This is a genomic window from Diaphorobacter sp. J5-51 (assembly GCF_001023515.1).
GTDB classification, from domain to species: domain Bacteria; phylum Pseudomonadota; class Gammaproteobacteria; order Burkholderiales; family Burkholderiaceae_C; genus Diaphorobacter; species Diaphorobacter nitroreducens.
Genome location: NZ_JSYI01000130.1, coordinates 146,573 through 167,086, shown reverse-complemented (window position 1 = coordinate 167,086; position 20,514 = coordinate 146,573). Strand labels below are relative to the sequence as shown.

The 20,514-nt window shown below is 68.0% G+C and carries 17 protein-coding genes, 2 pseudogenes and 1 riboswitch; of the genes and pseudogenes, 8 read left to right on the top strand and 11 right to left on the bottom strand.

Annotated features, from left to right (window positions below; genetic code table 11):
* Positions 1 to 87: 87 nt before the first annotated feature.
* The 4 genes and pseudogenes from OX89_RS16405 (at position 88) to OX89_RS16390 (ending at position 3,663) form a co-directional block, all read left to right on the top strand.
* Complete coding sequence (locus OX89_RS16405; protein ID WP_047351408.1) at positions 88 to 639, top strand: tripartite tricarboxylate transporter TctB family protein; 552 nt, start codon at positions 88 to 90, stop codon at positions 637 to 639.
* 90 nt (positions 640 to 729) lie between these two features.
* Positions 730 to 2,259, top strand: coding sequence for a tripartite tricarboxylate transporter permease (locus OX89_RS16400; protein ID WP_011804916.1), 1,530 nt, complete (start codon positions 730 to 732; stop codon positions 2,257 to 2,259).
* A 227-nt stretch (positions 2,260 to 2,486) separates the two neighbouring features.
* A pseudogene (locus OX89_RS16395) lies at positions 2,487 to 2,741 on the top strand (PAS domain-containing protein); the annotation flags it as partial.
* A gap of 43 nt (positions 2,742 to 2,784) precedes the next feature.
* Entirely contained in the window at positions 2,785 to 3,663 is an 879-nt protein-coding gene (locus OX89_RS16390) for an alpha/beta fold hydrolase (protein ID WP_047351406.1), read from the top strand.
* Positions 3,664 to 3,786: 123 nt separating this feature from the next.
* Here OX89_RS16390 and OX89_RS19235 read toward each other — a convergent pair whose 3' ends face one another.
* Positions 3,787 to 3,969, bottom strand: coding sequence for a hypothetical protein (locus OX89_RS19235; protein ID WP_234305590.1), 183 nt, complete (start codon positions 3,967 to 3,969; stop codon positions 3,787 to 3,789).
* On the opposite strand from OX89_RS19235, the pseudogene OX89_RS16385 reads away from it, so the two are divergent.
* Positions 3,883 to 4,787 (top strand): annotated as a pseudogene (locus tag OX89_RS16385) (rhodanese-like domain-containing protein). The gene OX89_RS19235 and the pseudogene OX89_RS16385 overlap by 87 nt on opposite strands.
* 70 nt (positions 4,788 to 4,857) lie before the next feature.
* Here the strand turns inward: OX89_RS16385 and OX89_RS18875 are convergent.
* From OX89_RS18875 to hemH, 5 genes are all read right to left on the bottom strand, one after another.
* Positions 4,858 to 5,025 (bottom strand): hypothetical protein, encoded by a 168-nt coding sequence (locus OX89_RS18875; RefSeq protein WP_172751380.1) that lies wholly within the window; start codon positions 5,023 to 5,025, stop codon positions 4,858 to 4,860.
* 19 nt (positions 5,026 to 5,044) lie between these two features.
* Complete coding sequence (locus OX89_RS16380; RefSeq protein WP_011804921.1) at positions 5,045 to 6,142, bottom strand: YeeE/YedE thiosulfate transporter family protein; 1,098 nt, start codon at positions 6,140 to 6,142, stop codon at positions 5,045 to 5,047.
* 107 nt (positions 6,143 to 6,249) lie between these two features.
* On the bottom strand, positions 6,250 to 7,203 hold the full coding sequence (locus OX89_RS16375; RefSeq protein WP_047351405.1) for a sulfurtransferase: 954 nt from the start codon (positions 7,201 to 7,203) through the stop codon (positions 6,250 to 6,252).
* A 136-nt stretch (positions 7,204 to 7,339) separates the two neighbouring features.
* Complete coding sequence (locus OX89_RS16370; RefSeq protein WP_369799303.1) at positions 7,340 to 9,562, bottom strand: Lon protease family protein; 2,223 nt, start codon at positions 9,560 to 9,562, stop codon at positions 7,340 to 7,342.
* A 196-nt stretch (positions 9,563 to 9,758) separates the two neighbouring features.
* Entirely contained in the window at positions 9,759 to 10,817 is a 1,059-nt protein-coding gene (gene hemH / locus OX89_RS16365) for a ferrochelatase (protein WP_015913537.1), read from the bottom strand.
* A 39-nt stretch (positions 10,818 to 10,856) separates the two neighbouring features.
* Between hemH and OX89_RS16360 the strand changes: the two genes are divergently transcribed.
* On the top strand, positions 10,857 to 11,549 hold the full coding sequence (locus tag OX89_RS16360; RefSeq protein ID WP_047351404.1) for an HAD family hydrolase: 693 nt from the start codon (positions 10,857 to 10,859) through the stop codon (positions 11,547 to 11,549).
* 12 nt (positions 11,550 to 11,561) lie between these two features.
* Here OX89_RS16360 and OX89_RS16355 read toward each other — a convergent pair whose 3' ends face one another.
* From OX89_RS16355 to OX89_RS16345, 3 genes are all read right to left on the bottom strand, one after another.
* A complete protein-coding gene (locus tag OX89_RS16355) occupies positions 11,562 to 14,300 on the bottom strand; it encodes a cation-transporting P-type ATPase (RefSeq protein ID WP_047351403.1) in 2,739 nt (912 codons plus the stop codon).
* A gap of 346 nt (positions 14,301 to 14,646) precedes the next feature.
* The gene (locus tag OX89_RS16350; protein WP_047351402.1) at positions 14,647 to 15,468 is read right to left on the bottom strand and encodes an alpha/beta fold hydrolase; all 822 of its coding nucleotides are present in this window, start codon (positions 15,466 to 15,468) and stop codon (positions 14,647 to 14,649) included.
* Positions 15,468 to 16,781, bottom strand: a complete 1,314-nt coding sequence (locus tag OX89_RS16345; RefSeq protein ID WP_047351401.1) for an O-acetylhomoserine aminocarboxypropyltransferase — start codon at positions 16,779 to 16,781, stop codon at positions 15,468 to 15,470. Before OX89_RS16345 ends, OX89_RS16350 begins: the two co-directional genes overlap by 1 nt.
* A gap of 98 nt (positions 16,782 to 16,879) precedes the next feature.
* Between OX89_RS16345 and OX89_RS16340 the strand changes: the two genes are divergently transcribed.
* Positions 16,880 to 17,335, top strand: coding sequence for a CBS domain-containing protein (locus OX89_RS16340; RefSeq protein ID WP_047351400.1), 456 nt, complete (start codon positions 16,880 to 16,882; stop codon positions 17,333 to 17,335).
* A 93-nt stretch (positions 17,336 to 17,428) separates the two neighbouring features.
* Positions 17,429 to 18,529 (top strand): chorismate synthase, encoded by a 1,101-nt coding sequence (aroC, locus tag OX89_RS16335; protein ID WP_047351399.1) that lies wholly within the window; start codon positions 17,429 to 17,431, stop codon positions 18,527 to 18,529.
* Between the two features lie 76 nt (positions 18,530 to 18,605).
* On the opposite strand, the gene nrdR is transcribed toward aroC, so the two are convergent.
* Both nrdR and glyA read right to left on the bottom strand, forming a co-directional pair.
* Entirely contained in the window at positions 18,606 to 19,055 is a 450-nt protein-coding gene (nrdR, locus tag OX89_RS16330; RefSeq protein WP_011804930.1) for a transcriptional regulator NrdR, read from the bottom strand.
* Between the two features lie 12 nt (positions 19,056 to 19,067).
* Positions 19,068 to 20,312: a serine hydroxymethyltransferase gene (gene glyA / locus OX89_RS16325; RefSeq protein ID WP_047351398.1), complete on the bottom strand. Its 1,245-nt coding sequence runs from the start codon at positions 20,310 to 20,312 to the stop codon at positions 19,068 to 19,070.
* 34 nt (positions 20,313 to 20,346) lie between these two features.
* Positions 20,347 to 20,506, bottom strand: a riboswitch (ZMP/ZTP riboswitch).
* Positions 20,507 to 20,514: the final 8 nt, after the last annotated feature.

The window sequence follows — 20,514 nt, the reverse complement described above, 5'->3', positions numbered from 1 at the left end:
GTCAGCGCTTGATGGATAAGCGCTAGGGCCGTTTTTTGTTTAAAACCTGCGCCGCCGCGGTGCGGCGCCATCCCGGAGGCCGCAGCCATGTCTGAGCTTTCCTCTTCCCCTCCCTCCGTTGCACCCGCCAGCGCCGTGCCATCGCCCGGCTGGCAGGCCGCCGTGGGTGCGGGCGTCATCCTGGTGGCCGCGGCCATGGCCTGGGGCGCGCTGGAGATCCCCGGCAACGCCGGTTATGGCGGCGTGGGGCCCAACTTTCTGCCGTGGGCCTGCGCCCTGGTGTTGGCCGTGTGTGGCGGCTGGCTGATCTGGGAGGCTGCCACGGGCGGCTACCGCCAAGCGGCCGACCCGGGCGGCGCGCCGCACGCGGCGTGGGGGCCCTTTGCCTGGGTGTCGGCGGGGCTTCTGCTGAATGCGGCGCTGATCGTGGAGCTGGGCTTCATCGTGGGCTGCACGCTGTGCTATGCGCTGGCCGTGCAGGGGCTGCGCCGCGCGGGCGGGCAGACGGGCCTGCTGTCGCCGCGCGTGCTGGCCGTGGATGTGGCGACCGGGCTGGCCATCTCCGCGCCGGTGTTCTGGCTGTTCACGCAGTTCCTGGCAATCAACTTGCCGGGCCTGACCGCCACCGGGTGGCTGTAGGCCAGGGCGCGGGAGAGTGCACATGCATGCTGACTTTGGCTGCTTCGATGGCGCCGGCGCAGGCCGCGTTCAAACCGGGGATTGAGTGCTATGGAAATCTTTGACGCATTGCTCGCAGGCTTTGCCACGGCGATCACGCCGGCGAACCTGCTGTGGGCCCTGGTGGGCTGCGCGCTGGGAACGGCCGTGGGTGTGCTGCCGGGCATCGGGCCGGCGGTGGCGGTGGCCATGCTGCTGCCCATCACGGCCAAGGTGGACATGACCGCCTCGATGATCTTCTTCGCGGGCATCTATTACGGCGCCATGTATGGCGGCTCCACGGCGTCCATCCTGCTGAATACGCCGGGCGAGACCGCCAGCATGGTCACGGCCATGGAGGGCAACAAGATGGCCAAGAGCGGGCGCGCGGGCGCGGCGCTGGCCACGTCGGCCATCGGCTCGTTCGTCGCCGGCACCATCGCCACGGTGGTGGTGACGCTGTTCGCGCCGGGCGTGGCCGAGTTCGCGGTCAAGCTCGGCCCGCCCGAATACTTCATGCTGATGGTGCTGGCCTTCACCACGGTGAGCGCGGTGCTGGGCCAGAGCAGTCTGCGCGGCATGACGGCGCTGTTCCTGGGCCTGGCGCTGGGCTGCGTGGGTATGGACCAGATCTCGGGGGCCGCCCGCTACACCGTGGGCAAGATGGAACTGCTGGACGGCATCGACATCGTGCTGGTGGCCGTGGGCCTGTTCGCCGTGGCCGAGGTGCTGTATGCGGCGCTGTACGAGGGCCGGGTGGAAGAGTCGCAGAACCAGATGGGCCGTGTGCACATGACGCGGCGCGACTGGCGCCGGTCCATTCCCGCATGGCTGCGCGGCACCGTGATCGGCACGCCCTTCGGCTGCATCCCGGCGGGGGGGACGGAGATTCCTACCTTCTTGAGCTACGCGACCGAAAAGCGTCTGGCCAAGGGCGAGGACAAGGCCGAGTTCGGCACCCGTGGCGCGATCGAAGGGGTTGCGGGCCCCGAGGCGGCCAACAACGCCACGGTGACCGCGGCGCTCATTCCGCTGCTGACACTGGGCATCCCGACCAGCAACACCACGGCCGTGCTGCTGGGGGCCTTCCAGAACTATGGGCTGAACCCCGGCCCGCAGCTGTTCACCACATCGGCCACGCTGGTGTGGGCGCTGATCGCGTCGCTGTACATCGGCAACATCATGCTGCTGGTGCTGAACCTGCCCATGGTGGGGCTGTGGGTGAAGCTGCTGAAAATTCCGCGCCCGCAGCTCTACGCCGGCATCCTGATCTTTGCCACGGTGGGCGCCTACGGCATGCGCCAGAGCACGTTCGACCTGTTCCTGCTGTACGGCATCGGCTTGCTGGGCGTGCTGATGCGGCGCTTCGACTTCCCTACGGCGCCCGTGGTGGTGGGCATGATCCTCGGGCCGCTGGCCGAGGCGCAGCTGCGCAACGCGATTTCCATCGGCGAGGGCAGCTGGATGATCTTCCTGCAGCGCCCCATGGCCGTGACGCTGCTGGTGATCGTGCTGGCCGTGCTCATCGTGCCGCGCGTGCTGCGCCGCTGGGCCGAGCGCAACCTGGCCCATGCGCGCCAGAGCGTGGACGATGTGAGTTGATGGAGCGCTGCGCGGCGGCGCTACCCGCGCCGGCGCGCGCGCGGCCCTAGAAAGAGTGCGCCGGGTACCGCCGCGCAAGCGCAGCGCGGCCAGCGCCCGGGGGACGGCCGCCCCCGGGACCTCCCCACCAGAGAGCACGCTTGCACAGGCGCGGAGTATAGCTCTATGTTGAGAATGGTTCTTATTAATTTGCAATGCGCGTCGAACGCCGGCGTTACCATCCGACCATGCCCCTGCATACCGACGCCTCGCCCTTGCCGCTGGATGCGCAGGGCATCCTGGAACTGGCTGCGCGCTCCATGTTCCAGCTCTTTTCCACCATGAGCCAGGGCATGTTCCTCGTGGACCTGAGCGGGCGCATTGTGTGGGTCAACGAGGGCTACCGCCGCTTCCTGCCCGACCTGGGCGTGCATTCGGTCCATGACTTCGTGGGCCGCATGGTGGAGGAGGTGATTCCCAACACCCAGATGCGCCAGGGTCTCGCCGCCCGCGGCGATCACACTCTCCCTGCACAAAGGCTGCACCATGTCCTTCGTCTCGCGCTACGTGCGCTGCGCCGGCTATGAAATCCACCTGACCGACTGGGGCGCGCCCGGCGCGCCGGTGGTGGTAGCCTGGCATGGCCTGGCACGCACCGGACGCGACATGGACGAGCTGGCCGCACACCTGGCGGCCCATGGCTGGCGCGTGTTGTGCCCCGACACCCTGGGTCGCGGCCTGAGCCAGTGGAGCCGTGATCCGCAGCGCGAATACACGCTGGCTTTCTATGCACGCGTTGTGGAGGAGCTGCTGGATCAGCTGGATGTGCAACGGGTGCAGTGGGTGGGTACGTCGATGGGCGGCGCCATCGGCACCGTGTGCGCCGCCGGCCTGCTGGCGCCGCGCCTGCACGGGCGCATCACGCACCTGGTGCTCAACGACAATGCCCCGCAGCTGGCCGGCCCCGCGCTGGAGCGCATCAAAGCCTATGCGGGCCAGCCGCCCCAGTTCGATACCGTGATGGAGCTGGAGGCCTTCTTTCGCCGCACCTACGCGCCGTTCGGCTGGCTCAGCGATGCGCAGTGGCTGCGCCTTACCGAGACCTCGCTGCGCCGCCTGCCCGATGGGCGCGTGACCCCGCACTACGACCCGGCCATGGTGCAGCAGTTCACGCGGCATGAGAACGACTATCTCGTTTGGCCGCACTACGACCGGCTCGACATTCCCGTGCTGTGCCTGCGCGGGGCCGAGTCCGATCTGGTGCTGCCCGCGGTGGTGCAGGAGATGCAGCGCCGGGGCCCGGGCGCACGCGGCCTGCTGGAGGTGGTCGAGGTGCCGGGCTGCGGCCACGCGCCCGCGCTCAACGTGCCGCAGCAACTGGCCTGGGTGCAGCGCTTTTTGCAGGGCCAGCCCGCGCAGGGATGAAGCGGCGCACGGCTTGCGCGGTGTGCCTGCATTGTTGCCATCCACGCAACGCAGTTTCCTTATTTCAGGTCTCACTCGGCGCAGCCGTTGCAGCTAGCATGTGAGGCTTGCATTGCCTGGGCGTCAGCGGTGACGCCGGCACGGCATGAAGGGAACCGCGACATGGGTTTTCTGGTGGATCTGATTCGCGAATACGGCCTGGGCGTCGTGTTCCTGAACGTGCTGATCGAGCAGCTGGGTGCGCCCATTTCCGCCTATCCAGTGCTGGTGGTCACCGGCGCGGTAGCGGGCGACGACTGGCAGCATGGCGCACGCATCGTGCTGTTGGCCGTGGCGGCCGCGCGCTCATTGCCGACCTGCTGTGGTACCAGGCCGGCAAGTCCTACGGCCATCGTGTGCTGGGGCGCATCTGCCGCATTTCGCTGTCGCCTGATGCCTGCATCCGCCAGACGGAATCGCTCTACGGCCGTTGGGGCCCCAAGTCGCTGCTGATTGCCAAGTTCGTTCCAGGCTTGGCGTCGATCGCCAGTGCGCTTGCGGGTGTGGTGGGCACGCCGCGGTCGGTCTTCGTGCTGTACGACACGCTGGGCGCGTTGATCTGGGTGGGCTCGGCAGTGTTGCTGGGATCGCTGTTCAGCACCACGGTCGAGGACCTGCTGGCCGTGCTCACAGCGCTGGGCCAGGGGGGATTGGTATTGCTGGCGGTGGGGCTGGGCGTGTTCATTCTGCGCAAGTGGTGGCAGCGCCAGCGCACGGTGCGCTCGCTGAAGATGCCTCGCGTGTCGGTGCAGGAGTTGCGCGGCATGCAGGCCCAGGGGGTCATGCCCACGGTGATCGATGTACGCACGGGTCAGGCCTACAGCTCGGGCCATATTCCCGGCGCCCAGGCGTGGGAGCTGCGCCCCCGGGATGCGGCAGCGCCCCACGCCCATCTATTGCCGCACGACGCGCATCCGCACGGCGTGGTCATCTATTGCGACTGCCCGGCAGAGATATCGGCCGCCCGGCTGGCGCGCCAGCTACAGCGCGCAGGTTTTTCCAACGTGCGCCCGCTGCTGGGCGGGCTGCAGGCCTGGCAGGACGCCGGGTTCGAGGTGGCCAAGCCGTCTGCCGATACGCCCTGATACCGCTCGCCGCGCTAAGCAACAAGGCCTCCGTGTGGAGGCCTTGTTGCGTTGTGCGCGGAGAAGGACGTCAGTCCGGCATGGAGCAATGCCCGCCCGAGGCGGCCTTGCCCGAGCCGGCCGCGATCAGCGGCGCCTCGAAGCGCAGGTCCACCGGGGCGGAGTTGCTGTAGTCCCAGGCCAGGAAGGCGGCGAGCACGGCCCAGAAGGTCAGGCGCAGTGTGGTGTGTCGTGTCATGGCGTTGTGCTCCTCCGGTTCAGAAGCCGAAATGGCGGCGGATGCGCAGGCCGAAGATCGTTCCTGCGAAGGCCAGCGGCACCCAGATCCAGCCGTGGAGGCTGCCCGTGGAGATGCCCGACAGCATGGCGCCGACGTTGCAGCCGAAGGCCAGGCGCGAGCTGTACCCCAGCAGCAGGCCCGCGACCAGGGCCACGGCCCATTGCGTGCCCGTCAGCGCCTTGGCCGTGACCGGTTTGCCGGCCGACACCCACAGAGCGCCCCCGAGGATGCCGATGTTGGTGATGCTGGTCACGTCCAGCAGCACGGTCTCCTGCAGGCGGGCGGCGTTGCCGGGTTGGCTCCAGAACCAGTTGCCCGCCAGGTCCGCGGCACCGCTGGCCTGGGCGAGTTTTGCCGCCCACAGGCCAAAGCCGTACACCACACCCCAAGGCTGGCCGGCGATCACCAGGTTCAGCGTGGCCAGCAGCGCCAGCAGCACGGCGCCCACGATCCACCTGCGCACCAGCAGCGGCTGGGGCTGCGTGCCTTGCGGTCTCTGGGCACGGCGTGCATACCAGCGCACCGCCACCGCGACCACGGCCAGCACCGCCAGCGTGATCAACAGTGCCTGTTGCCAACCGAAGCGGGTGACCAAACCGACGGGCTGCGCGCGGCCGAGGTCCAGCCAGAAGCCCAGGTGCATCGAGCCCAGGAAGCTGCCCAGCGCGAACAGCGGCAGGATCGCCGCGTTCATCGGAATGCCCAGGCCCGCCTTGTACAGCGTGCCGCTGCCGCAGCCGTCGGCAATCTGCATGCACAGCCCGAACACGAAGGCGCCGACCAGCAGGCTCACGCTGGGTGGGCCCAGGGCGGCCGTCAGTTCAGGGAAGTGGCCCAGCAGCGGCATGGCCAGTGCGGCGGCCAGTGCCAGCAGTAGCAGCTGGCCCATGACGCCGCTGGCGTCCTTGTCCTCGATGAGCATGCGCCAGCCCGTGGTGAAGCCAAAGCGCTGGCCGGCCAGCACCGCGCCCAGGCCCAGACCTACGGCGAACAGGGCCGCTTGCCGCACGGACACGGTCCACAGCAGCCAGCCCAAGAAAATGGCCAGCAGGGCCGCAAGAGGGAGTCGTTTCATGGAAGAGGGCTAGAGATTCAAAAAAGTGAGCTGCTAGCGCTTGCCTGGCAAGCGCTAGAGGCCGATTTGACTATGAAGCTGTCAGCTGCCCAGCGCAGTGGGCTGGCTTACTTGAGCTTGCGTTCCCACCACTGCTTGGCGTCGTAGGCCAGGGCCTCGGCGCGGGTGGGCTGGTTCGCCATCAGCGGCGGCTCCTGGGACTGGGTCCAGTCCACCATGGAGCCGGCGTACAGCTTCACGCCGGGCAGGCCCGCCACTTCGGACAGGCCGAACCAGTCGGTGGCCGCCCAGTGGCCGGTATTGCAGAACGCGACCATGTCCTGGCCCTGTTCGCGCTTGACCTTGGCGGCGATCTGCCGGGCCGTCGCCGCATCCACGAAGGTGGAGGTGCCGGGAACGAACCACTGGTTGAAGTCCAGCTGCTGTGCGCCCGGCAGGGTGCCAGATACCTTGGCCGCGGGCGCACGCACCTTGCCCTGGTAGAAGGCATCGGGGCGCGAATCCACCAGTGCGGCGTTGCTCAGGCGAATGTGCTGGCCCACGTCCTCGCGCGTGGCCAGCAGGCGGGTGTCCAGCGTGGGCGTGTACTGGCTGGCCGCGACCCGTGGCACCTCGGCCGTCAACGGAAGCTGGGCTTGGCCCCAGGCCTTCATGCCGCCATTGAGGATGGAGAGTTCCTTGAGGCCCAGCAGTTTCAGCGTCCAGTACACGCGCGCCGCCGCGCCGAAATCCGTCGGGTCTGCGCCCGTGGAGACCACCACGGCATGCGTGGTGGGCGTGAGCCCCAGCGACTGCACCAGCGCGGTGAGCCGGGGCAGGTCGGGTAGTTCACCCGGGTTGCTGGCGGGGCCGCGCCACTTGCCGTAGGGGGCATTCACCGCACCCGGAATGTGCTGGGCGCCGTAGCTGGCGGGGTCGCGGATGTCGATCACGCGCGGCGGCGTGGCCTGCGTTGTCTGGGTCTTCAGTTCGGCGGGCGTCAGCAGTGGCTGGGCTGCCCACGCCGCAGGGACCACATGGGCGGCCGTGGCGAATACCGCGAGGGCGAGCAGTTTTTTCATGGCGATCTCGAAAACAGTCGTTCAGGGAAGGGCGTAATTGTCCCGCGCCCTTGAGCCTCATCAACGACAGAATCGGATTGTTCTTATAGCCAATATGGATAAGCCAGGCCCGGCCCACCGCAACGCCGGGCGGTTTTCAAAGGCTGCCGCCGAGCCTGCGCGGCACGCGCCGCCGCCCCAGCGCCATGGCCTGCCATGCGCGGCGGTAGGCCAGCAGCGTGCTTTCGGCGCGCGCCCGCACGCTGCCTTCCCACGGCTCGCCGGGGGTGAGGCCCGCGTGCGTGCCAGTGAGCAGCGCAATGCCCTCGCTGACGTGCTGCGCCGTATAGACGTGAAAGCGCCCCGCCGCGACCGCATCCACCACGGCGGGCGAGAGCATCAGGTGGCGCTGGTTGCGGGCCGGAATCAGCACGCCCTGCGTGCCGGTCAGGCCCGCGTGCGCGCACACGCGGAACCAGCCCTCGATCTTCTCGTTCAGCCCGCCCACGGGCAGCACCTCACCGTGCTGGTTGAGCGCGCCGGTAACCGCGATGTCCTGGCGCAGCGGCAGGCCCGACAGCGACGACAGCAGGGTATACAGCTCGGCGCAGGAGGCCGAGTCGCCCTCAATGCCGCTGTACTCCTGCTCCAGCACGATGGACGCGTTGAGCGCCAGCGGCGCCAGGTGTCCGAACAGCGCGCTGAAATAACTGTGCAGGATGAGCACGCCCTTGTCGTGGATCGGGCCGGACAGCTCGACCTCGCGCTCGATGTTGACCAGGCCTTCTTGGCCCGCATGCGTGCGCGCGGTGATGCGCACCGGAAAGCCGAAGCGGTAGTCGCCCAGGTCGATCTGCGTGAGCGCATTCAACTGGCCGACGCGCGTGCCGTCCAGCGTGATGAGCAACTCGCCCTCGGCAATCGATTCGTGCAATGCCTCCTCGGGGGCGTTGTGGCGCTGGCGCTTGGCGATCAGCGCGGCTTCCACGTCGGCCGCATCGGTCAGCGCCGCGCCGCGTGCCCGCGCCTGGGCCGCGCTTTCGAGCAGCAGGGCTTCCAGCAGGGAAAAGCGCGCGCTCTGGCGCGACTGGTCGTCGGCCTCGCGGTGGGTGAATTCCAGCAGGCGGGCCACGGCCGCGGCGCTGCAGTGCGGCAGGCCGCGGCGGGCGCACGCGCGTGCGATGAACACGGCGCTGGCGTAATGCGTCTGGGCGCTGGCGGTGAAGCGCTCGGCAAAGTCCACCTTCACGCGAAAGCGCTGCGCCAGGTCTTCGTCGCCCTCCTGCAGCACGTAATACTCGACGGCGGTGCCGATCAGCACGAGCTTGACGTCCACATCCACGCCCTCGGGCTGCAGCGCCACTGTCGGCCCACCACCGCCATGGCTGGCGGCGGTGTCCTCGACCGCCAGGCGGCTGCAGCGCAGGAAGCGGCGCAGCCGCTCCCACAGCGGCGTATCGCCCAGCAGGTCGCGCAGGAACAGCATCAGGTAGCCGCCGTGCGCACGCAGCAGGCCGCCGGCGTGGATGCTGGAGAAATCGGCATACGGCGCGTCTTCGCCGGATTCGTACTGGATGTGGCCGAACAGGTTGCGCAGCTGCGGGTTGTCTTCGACCACCACTGGCGCGCCCTTCAGGGAAGCGTTGTCCACCGCCAAGTTCACTTGGCACAGCGCCAGCAGGTTGGCCAGTTGGTCGCGGCGCTCCTCTTCCTGCGGATCGTCGGGCTGCTCGCCTTCGTGAGGCACGAAGAGCTCAAGGTCGTCGAGCACCTCGCGCTGCACCTGGTCGAGCCAGCGTCCCAGCTTGACCGCGTCCTTGATCTGCTTGCGCAGGCCCTGGCGGATGTCGTCCAGGCCGTGCGTCACCAGAGGGCCGGCGCTCTGGCGCAGAAGCTGCGCCAGCGCATCGTCGCGCGCGCGCTCCAGCGGGCGGGTCTGTTCCAGGAAACGCACGATCTCCGCACGCAGCTCCTGCTCGGCCAACTCGATGGCGGCGCGCTCGGGTGCGCCCAGCGCTGCGCCATCGGCCTCCGTCAGCGGCTCGCCGCCCGGGCCCAGCAGGGTGAACACCATCTGCCCCTGTTCACGCGACAGGCGAAACCGCCGTGCACGCGCGAAGTCGGCCAACTGGCTGAAGGCGCGCGCCTCGTCGCTCTGGTAGCGCTTGTGGATGCGCTCGCGCTCGTTCTTCACGTCCGGCGCAGCCAGGCGCTTGGGGATCTCCGCCTCCAGCTGGCGGCTCCAGCTCGCCATCTGGTCGCGCAGCTGGCGCCCCTGGCCCGCGGGCAGGCGCAGGGCGCGTGGACGTTCGGGTGCGTCAAAGTCGTGCAGAAAGCACAGGTCCGGCGGCACGGGCCGGCTGGCGGCCGCTTCGTCCATGGCCTGGCGCATCAGGGAGGCACGGCCGCTGCCGACCTCGCCCAGCACGAACAGGTGGTAGTCGGGCTGCTGCATGGTCAGCCCGAACCGGGCTGCANGGGCTCGGCCAGCAGCGCGCGCGTGTCGTCAAAGCCCAGGCTCTCGGGGCGGATGCTCAGGCGCAGCTGGCCGGGTGCGAGTGCCGTGCAGGGCGCGCTCATGGCTGGCTCCAGCCCGCCAGGTGCTGTTGTGCAATGCGGCTCAAGGCGGTGATCCAGGCGGGGTTGTCGTTCAGACAGGGGATGTAGCGGAAGTCCTGGCCGCCTGCGTGCAGGAAGGCCTCGCGTGCCTCCTGGTTGATCTCCTCCAGCGTTTCCAGGCAGTCGCTGGTGAAGCCTGGGCACATCACGTCCACGCGGCGCGTGCCGCCCTGTGCCAGCGCCACCAGCGAGGGTTCGGTGTAGGGCTCCAGCCAGCGGGCCTTGCCAAAGCGCGACTGGAAGGTCAGCAGGTACCGGTCTTCGCCCAGCCCCAGCGCCTGCGCGAGCAGCCGGGCCGTGGTGCGGCATTGCTCCGCGTAGGGGTCGCCCAATCGCACATTGCGTTCGGGAATGCCGTGAAAACTCATCACCAGCTTGTCCGCCGGGCCGCCCTCGCGCTGCCAGTGCGCGCGCACCGACTGGGCCAGCGCGGCAATGTAGTCCGGGTGGTCGTGGTAGTCGTTCACGAAGCGCAGCTCGGGAAAGCAACGCGAGCGGCGCACCCACGCGGCCACGTCGTCGAACACGCTGGCGGTGGTCGTGGCCGAGTATTGCGGGTACAGCGGCAGCACCAGCACGCGGCGTACGCCGGCGTCCTGCAGCACCTGCAGCTGCGCACCAATGGCCGGCTGACCGTAGCGCATGGCGGGCAATACCCGCACTGGCTGGCCGGCCTCGCCCAGCCAGCCGCGCAGCATCACCGCTTGCTTGGCCGTCCATACGGCGAGCGGGGAGCCTTCTTCCGTCCAGATGCTGGCGTACTTGGCGGCCGACTTGGCCGGCCGCGTGCGCAGGATGATCCCGTACAGCAGAGGCAGCCACAGCGCCCGCGGAATTTCCACCACCCGCGGGTCGCCCAGGAACTGCGCCAGATAGCGGCGCAGCGCTGGTGCGGTGGGGGCGTCTGGCGTGCCCAGGTTGCTCAGCAGAATGGCGGTGCTTTCGCGTGCTGCGGCGGTCGGGATCGAAGAGGCTGAGGCCGTCTGTGCGGCATGGTGAGAAGGCGAGGCGGGCATGCGGTGATTGTGGCAAATGCCGGGCGATATGCTCGGGCCATGCTCGATATTTCCCGCATCCGCGCCATCACTCTTGACCTGGATGACACCCTATGGCCTATCTGGCCCACCATTGCGCGGGCTGAGAAGGTGCTGATCGAGTGGCTGCTCACGGTGGCGCCCGGCGCCTCGGCGCTGCTGGCGTCGCCCGACACGTCCCGCATGCTCCGTGCGCAGGTGGCGTCCGCCCATGCGCACCTATCGCACGACCTGACGGTGCTGCGCCGCGAGACCATCCGCGCAGCGCTGCGCCAGGCGGGCGAGGACGAGTCGCTCACGGACCAGGGGTTCGACGTGTTCTTTGCCGAGCGCCAGCGCGTAGAGCTGTTCGACGACGCGATCGCGGCGCTGGAATTCCTCTCGGCGCGCCACCCGGTGGTGGCGCTGTCCAATGGCAATGCGGACCTGCAGGCCATCGGCATCGGACAGTACTTTCGCGCCAGCATCAGCGCCCGCGAGTTCGGTATTGCCAAGCCCGACCCCCGCATCTTCCACGAGGCGGCGCGGGTGCTGGACCTGCCGCCCGCGGCCGTGCTGCACATAGGCGACGATGCCACGCTGGATGCGCATGGCGCGCTGGGCGCCGGCATGCAGGCGGCCTGGCTCAATCGGGGCGATGCGGCGTGGCCGCACGCGGTGGCGCCCCCTGCCACCGTGCGCGACCTGGCCGCGCTGTGCCGTCTGCTGGGGTAGGCGTGGTCCGTGTCAGCGATGGGCGCGGCGTGCGCGCCAGCGCCGAAGAGCCGCCTTCTCCAGTTCGGCCAGCGTGAAGACGGCCAGCCCGGCCAGCAGGACGCGCGACCATTCCTGCACAGACAGGTCCGTGGAGCCGAACACGGCCTGCATCCAGGGCAGGTGCACGAAGCCCAGTTGCAGCAGCGCACAGAGGGCGATGGTCAGCGGCACCTTGGGATTGCCCAGCAGGCCCTCGCGCGACAGCACGCTGCGCTCGATGTGCCGGCTGTTGAGCAGGTAGAACATCTCCATCACCACCACCGCGCTGACAGCCATGGTGCGCGCGGTTTCGATCGCAGCGCCGTTGGACAGCTCCCACAGGAACAGCCCGAGCGAAGCCGCCGCCATGCAAACCGCCACCATGAGCACACGCCACGCGAACAGGCCGGACAGCAGCTTTTCCTGCGGAGGCCGGGGAGGGCGGCGCATGACGTCGTCCTCCGCAGGCTCGAATGCCAGCGCCACGCCCAGCGTGCTGGACGTGACCAGATTGATCCACAGCACCTGCGCCGCGGTGAGCGGCAGCAGCAGGCCGAATGCGATGGCGGCAAACACGATCAGCGCCTCGCCCCCGTTGGTGGGCAGCATGAACAGGATGAACTTGCGCACGTTGTCGTAGATGCCCCGGCCCTCGCGCACCGCTTGGCCCAGCGTGGCGAAGTTGTCGTCGGTCAGCACCATGGCGGCCGCGTCCTTGGCGGCCTCGGTACCGTTCCTGCCCATCGCGACTCCTACGTCGGCGCGCTTGAGTGCTGGCGCGTCGTTCACGCCATCGCCCGTCATGGCCACGACTTCACCGCGGGACTGCAGGGCTTGCACCAGGCGCAGCTTGTGTTCGGGACTGGCACGGGCGAACACGTCCACGCTGGCCACCACGTCGCGCAAGGCGGCGTCGTCCAGCAGCTCGATCTCGGCGCCCGTGAGTGCGGGGCGGCCCAGGCCGATGCCCAGCTGCGCGCCAATCGCACGTGCGGTTTCGCCGTGGTCGCCGGTGATCATCTTCACGCGTACGCCCGCTGCCTGGCATTCGGCCACCGCGGCCACGGCCTCGGGGCGCGGCGGGTCCATGCTGCCCAGCAGTCCGAGCAGCGTGAAGCCACCCTCCATGTCGGCGAACTGCAGCGCGTGCTGCTGCACCGGCACGCGCTTGATGGCGATTGCCAGCACGCGCAGCGCCCGCGCCGCGCAGTCGTTGGCTGCGCGGCGCCAGTAGTCCTGCTGCAGCGGGGCATCGGTGCCCGCGCCATCGGCGGGCCACTGGCGCTGTGCGTTGCACATGTCCAGCACACGCTCGGGCGCTCCTTTCACCAGGATCACCGCATGCCCCGCGTGGTCGTGGTGCAGTGTGGCCATGAAGCGGTGCTCGGACTCGAACGGTATGGCGTCGATGCGCGGCTGGCGCGCATGCAGCGCCGTGGCGTCCAGCCCCGCCTTGAGCGCCAGGGTGACGAGCGCGCCCTCCGTCGGGTCGCCCGTCAGGCTCCAGCCCTGGGGTCCGTCGTGCAGCGCGGCGTCGTTGCACAGCAGCGCCACCTGGGCCACGGACTGCAGGGCAGGGTGTTCTTGCGCAGTGATGGGCACGCCCCCGATGAGGAAGCCCCCCTGCGGCGCATAGCCGCTGCCGGTCACCTCTATGACATGGTCGGCGGTCACCACGCGCTGCACGGTCATCTCGGTGCAAGTGAGGGTGCCGGTCTTGTCGGAGCAAATCACCGTGACAGCCCCCAGCGTTTCCACCGCCGGCAGGTGGCGGATGATGGCGTTGTGCTGCGCCATGCGCCGCACGCCCATGGCCAGGGTGATGGTCATGATGGCGGGCAGCCCCTCGGGGATGGCCGAGGCCGCCAGCGCCACGGCCATCATGAACATGTCCGCGGGTGCCTGAGCGCGCCAGAGCACGCCGATGGCGAACGTGGCGAGCACGAACAGCCCGATGGCCAGCGCCAGCCAGCGGCTGAACTGCGCGATCTGCCGCAGCAGCGGCGTGGTGCTCGCCTGCACCTGGGCCAATAGCGTGCTGATGCGCCCCAGTTCACTGTTCGTGCCCGTGGCCACCACGGCGCCCAAAGCGGTGCCTGCGGCCACCAGCGTGCCGGAGTAGAGCATGCTGCGGCGGTCGCCCAAAGCGGCGTCGGCTGCCACGGCGGTTTCGTCCTTGTCGCAGGGCACGGACTCGCCCGTCAGCACGGCCTCGTCGGCGCGCAGGCTGCGGGCCGTGAGGATGCGCAGGTCCGCAGGCACCTTGTCGCCGGACGCGAGGATGACGATGTCGCCCGGCACGAGCTGGTCGGCGGCCACCAGTTGGCGCTCCCCCCCGCGCAGCACCGTGGCCTGCTGCGAGAGCATGCGGCGTATCGCGTCCAGCGCCGACTCGGCCTTGCCCTCCTGCAAGAAACCGATGATCGCGTTGACGATCACGGCCCCCAATAGCACCCCGGTGTCGATCCAGTGCGCCAGTGCCGCGGTGACCGCTGCGGCAGCGAGCATCACATAGATCAGCACATTGTGGAACTGCTGCAGCAGGCGCAGCCAGGCCGGTCGGCGCGGCGGCGCGGGCAGGCGGTTGGGGCCGAAGCGTGCCAGGCGCCGCGCCACCTCGGCATGCGCCAGGCCGTGGCGGTCGTCGGTTTGCAGCCGTCGCAGCGCTTCGCCAGCGGACAGCGCATGCCACGGGGTGCCGCGGGCATCGGTGGTTGGGGGCAGGTGCATGCAGGGCGGGCGCCGGACGACGCGACTGGTCGGGTGAACCCAGTCTAGGTCCGCAGGCGTGGACCGTGCCAATGCCCCAGTGCCAGGCCGGGGAAAGTGGCCGCTATTGGCCTTCTTTTGCTATATAAACAATAGCTGACTGCGCTTGCTGGTTGGGCATTTGATGCTGTTTTTGATATGCATCACGTGGCAGTAAATGGTCGCCGCGGGCAAGCAGGGGCCAGTGTTTCGCATGTGGCAGGGGAAGTCACATCCCCCTCTGCCGAGGCGGCGGCGCCCGTCATCCATCGGGCAGGGGAGCGCTGCAGGGGATGCCCTGCACCGCCGGCCCTGCCGTGCAACGATCTCAGGCGGAGATGCGTCTTGCCAGGAAGTCGCGGATGGCGAACAGCGTTGCGTCCGGTGCTTCGGTCATCTGGTGGTGGCCCACCGGCAGATGGACGATCTGCACGTCCTTGCCCGCGGATCGCGCGGCCTGGATCAACCCCTGCGCGGCCTTGGGCGCGGTCATTTGGTCTTGCGTGCCCAAGACGAACAGCACGGGGCACTGCACCGCTGCGATGGCCTGCTCGCCGTGGGCGTAGCTGTCGCAGGCCACGAAGCCGCGGTGGAACACATTGACCTGCGGGTTGCTGCGCAGCACCTTGCGGCCCAGCGCCATGCCCGCGCCGTACACCCAGAAGCCCGCGCCTGAGGGGGGCGAGAGGGTGCTGCGCGAGAACACGTTGACCATGCGCAGCGCCTGCTCGGGGTCGGTCTGCGATGCCTCGATGAGCGTCGGCGACACCTTCATCGGATAGGCCGTACCGACCAGCACCAGATGGCTCACGCGCCCGCCCAGGCGTGCGGCGGCCTCCAGCGCGATCAACGATCCCCAGCTATGGCCCACCAGCGCGGCGCGCTGGATGGACAGTGCGTCGAGCAGGGCGCCCACGAAGTCGGCCGCCTGCTCCACGCTTGCAGGGGCATTGCCCGCGCTTTTGCTGTGGCCGGGCAGGTCGACGGCCAGCACGTTCCAGCCATGGTTGGCCATGTAGCGGCTTTGCAGCGCCCAGACGCTGTGGTCGTTGAGCACGCCGTGGATGAACACCACGGTGGGCTTAGCGGCATCGAAGGGCTTGCCGCTGGTGTAGCAGTAGGTCTGTGCGCCGTTGACTTGCACGTACATCACGCACCTGCCTTTCGCGCTGGCTTCTCCGCAGCCTTGAGTGCCCGCTTGAGGTCGTCGATCAGGTCGTCGGCATCTTCTAGTCCGATCGACAGGCGGATCGTGCCCTGGCTGATGCCGCCCGCGGCGAGCGCTTCGTCGCTCATGCGGAAGTGCGTGGTGGAGGCGGGGTGGATCACCAGGCTGCGGCAGTCACCCACATTGGCCAGGTGGCTGAAGAGCTTGAGCGTCTCGATGAACGTCTTGCCCTGCTCGCGGTTGCCCTTGAGGTCGAAGCTGAACACCGAGCCCGCGCCGCGCGGCAGCAGGCGCTGCGCGAGCTGGTGGCTGGGGTGGGACTCGAGCAGCGGGTGCCCCACGCGCTCGACGAATGGGTGGCTGGCAAGGAACTGCACCACCTTCTCGGTGTTGCGCATGTGGCGTTCCATGCGCAGTGGCAGGGTCTCGATGCCCTGAAGGATCAGCCAGGCGGTGTGCGGGCTCATGCAGGCGCCGAAGTCGCGCAGGCCCTCGCGGCGCGCGCGCAGCAGGAAGGCGCCCACGGTGCTCTCCTCGGTGAACACCATGTTGTGAAAGCCGTCGTAGGGCTGGGTCAGCTCGGGGAAGCGGCCGGAGCCTTCCCAGTCGAAGCTGCCGCCATCGACCACGACGCCGCCGATCACCGTGCCATGGCCTGAGAGGAACTTGGTGGCCGAGTGGTACACCAGGTCCGCGCCATGCTCGAAGGGCTTGATGAGCCACGGCGAGGTGAGGGTGGAGTCCACCAGCAGGGGCACGCCAGCTTCATGCGCAATGTCCGCGACCGTGGGGATGTCCAACACCTCCAGCCCGGGGTTGCCTACGGTTTCGCCAAAGAACAGCTTGGTGTTGGGGCGGATGGCGGCGCGCCAGCCGTCGATGTCGCCGGGCTTCACGAAGGTGGTGTCAATGCCGAAGCGGCGCAGCGTGTAGTGCAGCAGGTTCTGGCTGCCGCCATACAGCGCCGTGCTGGCCACGATGTGGCTGCCTGCGCCCATCAATGTGGCAATCGCCAGGTGCAGCGCGGCCTGCCCGCTGGCCACGGCAATCGCCCCCACGCCGCCCTCCAGCGCTGCCACGCGCTGCTCCAGCACCGCGTTGGTGGGGTTGCTCAGGCGGCTGTACACATGGCCCGGGCGCTCTAGGTTGAACAGGGCCGCCGCATGGTCGCTCGACTCGAAGACGAACGAGGTGCTCAGGTGGATCGGCACGGCGCGCGCACCTGTGGCGGGGTCCGGCTGCGCGCCGGCGTGCAGGGCCAGCGTGTCGAAGCCGGGGTCGGAATATCCGGGCATTCATGTCTCCAAAGTGGTGAATTTGTGCGCCATTGTGGGCTATATTTATTCGCTATCGGGCTGCATGCAGCGCCTGCAGAACCCTTCGGAGACTCCCCATGAAAGTCAGCGACATCCTGCGCCTCAAAGGCAACACCCTCTACACCGTGCATCCCGACGAGCCGCTGGCCCGCGCCGTGGATGCCATGGCCGAGAAGGACATCGGCTCGCTGGTCGTGATGGAACATGGCGACCTGGTGGGCATGCTCACCTTCCGCGAGGTGATCCAGGCGCTGACGAAAAATGGTGGCGGCGTGGGCACCATGCTGGTGCGTACCGCCATGGACGACGCGCCGCTGACCTGCACCCTGGAGACCGACATGGACGAGGTGCGCCGCATGATGCTGGGCCGCCACGCGCGCTACATGCCCGTGATGGACAAGCGCATGCTGATGGGCGTGGTCAGCTTCTACGACGTGGCCAAGGCCGTGGTGGACAGCCAGAATTTCGAGAACAAGCTGCTCAAGGCCTACATCCGCGACTGGCCGCAGGAAGAATCGCGGCCGGCCAACTGATTTGGTGATCAAAATAGCTGCCAGCGCTTGTCAATCAAGCGCTGGCAGCTATTTTTTTGGTAGTAACAGTGGCTCGGGGATAATCGCACCCCTATGAGCGGCAACACACTCGGTACCCTTTTTTGCGTCACCAACTTTGGTGAATCCCATGGCCCCGCCATCGGCTGCGTGATCGACGGCTGCCCGCCCGGCATGGAACTGTCCGAGGCCGACATTCAGGCCGACCTGGACCGCCGCCGCCCCGGCACCAGCCGCCATGTGACGCAGCGCAACGAGCCGGATGCGGTGGAAATCCTCTCGGGCGTATATGAGGGCAAGACCACCGGCACGCCCATCGCGCTGCTGATCCGCAACACCGACCAGCGCAGCAAGGACTACGGCAACATCGCGCAGAGCTTCCGCCCGGGGCATGCCGACTATGCCTACTGGCACAAGTACGGCCTGCGCGACCCGCGCGGTGGCGGCCGCTCGTCTGCGCGCCTCACGGCACCCACCGTAGCCGCCGGCGCGGTGGCCAAGAAATGGCTGGCCGAGAAATACGGCACCCGCTTTCGTGCCTGCATGACCCAACTGGGCGAACTGCCCATCCCGTTCGAGAGCTGGGAGCATGTGCCGCACAACCCCTTCTTCGCACCGGTGGCCGACGTGCAGGCCTACGAGGACTACATGGACGCGCTGCGCAAGTCCGGCGACTCCTGCGGCGCGCGCATTCGTGTGCAAGCTACCGGTGTGCCCGTGGGACTGGGCGAGCCGCTGTACGACAAGCTGGACGCCGACATCGCCCATGTGATGATGGGCCTGAACGCCGTGAAGGGTGTGGAGATCGGTGCCGGCTTTGCCAGCGTGGCCCAGCGCGGCACCACGCACGGCGATTCGCTCACGCCCACGGGCTTCGCCAGCAACAACGCGGGTGGCGTGCTGGGCGGCATCAGCACCGGGCAGGACATCGAGGTGTCGCTGGCCATCAAGCCCACCAGTTCCATCATCAGCCCGCGCGAGTCCATCGACATCCACGGCCAGAGTACCGAGGTGATCACGAAGGGGCGCCACGACCCCTGCGTGGGCATCCGCGCCGCGCCGATCGCCGAGGCGTTGCTTGCATTGGTCATCATGGACCATGCGCTGCGCCACCGTGCGCAATGCGGCGACGTGGTGCAGGCCGTGGCTCCGATTCCGGCAGTCCGCCTGGGGTGATGGTAAAAAACGGCTGTAGCGCCCGCCCAGTGGGCGCTGTCAGCTATCAATAGAAGAGCAATGGGAGAGCAGCGGCTTACTTGCGGACTTCGTCCACCAGCGCACGGAACTCGTCGATGTCCTCGAAGCTGCGGTACACGCTGGCGTAGCGCACATAGGCCACCTTGTCGAGCTTCTTCAACTCGCGCATGACCAGCTCGCCGATGCGGCTGGACAGAATCTCGCGCTGCCCCAGGTTGAGCAGCTTTTCCTCGATGCGCTCGATGGCCGAGTCGATCTGCACTGTGCTCACCGGGCGCTTGCGCAGCGCCAGCTTGAACGATCCCAGCAGTTTCTCGCGGTCGTATTCGACGCGGCGGCCGTCCTTCTTGACAACCGTGGGGAAGTTGACTTCCGGTCGTTCGTAGGTCGTGAAGCGCTTGTCGCAGGCGCCGCACTGGCGCCTGCGGCGGATGAAGTCCCCGTCCTCGGAGACGCGGGTCTCGACGACCTGGGTCTCCTGATGGCTGCAAAAGGGGCACTTCATCGCGGCGGTCGATCAGCGATAGACCGGGAAGCGGCTGGTCAGCGCGTGCACCTTGGCGCGCACGGCTTCCAGGTTCGCCTCGTCATGCGGATTGTCCAGCACGTCGGCCACCAGGTTGGCTGTGAGGCGCGTTTCCTCTTCCTTGAAACCCCGTGTCGTGATGGCGGGCGTGCCCACGCGAATGCCGCTGGTGACCATCGGCTTTTCGGGATCGTTGGGGATCGCGTTCTTGTTGATCGTGATATGGGCCTTGCCCAGGGCTGCCTCGGCCTCCTTGCCGGTGATGCCCTTGGCGCGAAGGTCCACCAGCATCACGTGGCTTTCGGTGCGACCGCTCACGATGCGCAGTCCGCGCTGGATCAGCGTTTCCGCAAACACCTTGGCGTTCTTGGTCACCTGCTGCTGATACTGCTTGAACTTGGGCGACAGGGCTTCCTTGAAGGCCACGGCCTTGGCGGCGATGACGTGCTCCAGCGGGCCGCCCTGCAGGCCGGGGAAGATGGCGCTGTTGATGGCCTTCTCGTGCTCCGCCTTCATCAGAATGATGCCGCCGCGCGGGCCGCGCAGGCTCTTGTGCGTGGTGGAGGTCACCACGTCCGCAAACGGCACCGGGTTGGGGTACTCGCCCGCGACGACCAGGCCGGCATAGTGGGCAATGTCCACCCAGAAGATGGCGCCGACTTCCTTGGCGATCTTCGCGAAGCGCTCGAAGTCGATGCGCAGGGCGTAGGCGGAGGCGCCGGCGATGATCAGCTTGGGCTTGTGCTCGCGGGCCTTGGCTTCCAGCGCGTCGTAGTCGATCTCTTCCTTGTCGTTCAGTCCGTAGGAGACTACGTTGAACCACTTGCCGCTCATGTTCAGCGGCATGCCGTGCGTGAGGTGGCCGCCCTCGGCCAGGCTCATGCCCAGAATGGTGTCGCCGGGCTTCAGGAAGGCCATCAGCACAGCCTGGTTGGCCTGCGAACCCGAGTTGGGCTGCACATTGGCCGCTTCGGCGCCGAAGAGTTGCTTGATGCGGTCGATGGCCAACTGCTCGATCACGTCCACGTTCTCGCAGCCGCCGTAGTAGCGCTTGCCAGGGTAGCCTTCGGCGTACTTGTTGGTGAGCTGCGAGCCCTGAGCGGCCATCACGGCGGGCGAGGCGTAGTTTTCGCTGGCGATCAGCTCGATATGCTCTTCCTGGCGGCGGTCTTCGGCCTGGATGGCGGCCCACACCTCGGGATCGGTTTGTTCGACAAGAATATTGCGTTGGTACATGGCAGTCCGATGAACTAAGTGTCCCTTGGCAATCAAGGGCTGCCCAGGCGAACGACGGATCGCTGCGGGGCTGGTGCCTGCCGCGCGGCACGCTCCCCAGTGGTTTGCAGAAAAACGCTGTTTCCTGCCGGTGTCCACGTCAGCGGCGGTGCCCCGGGGGACGTCCGCGCCTATCGCCAGTTGCGTGCCCTGCTAGTGTAGC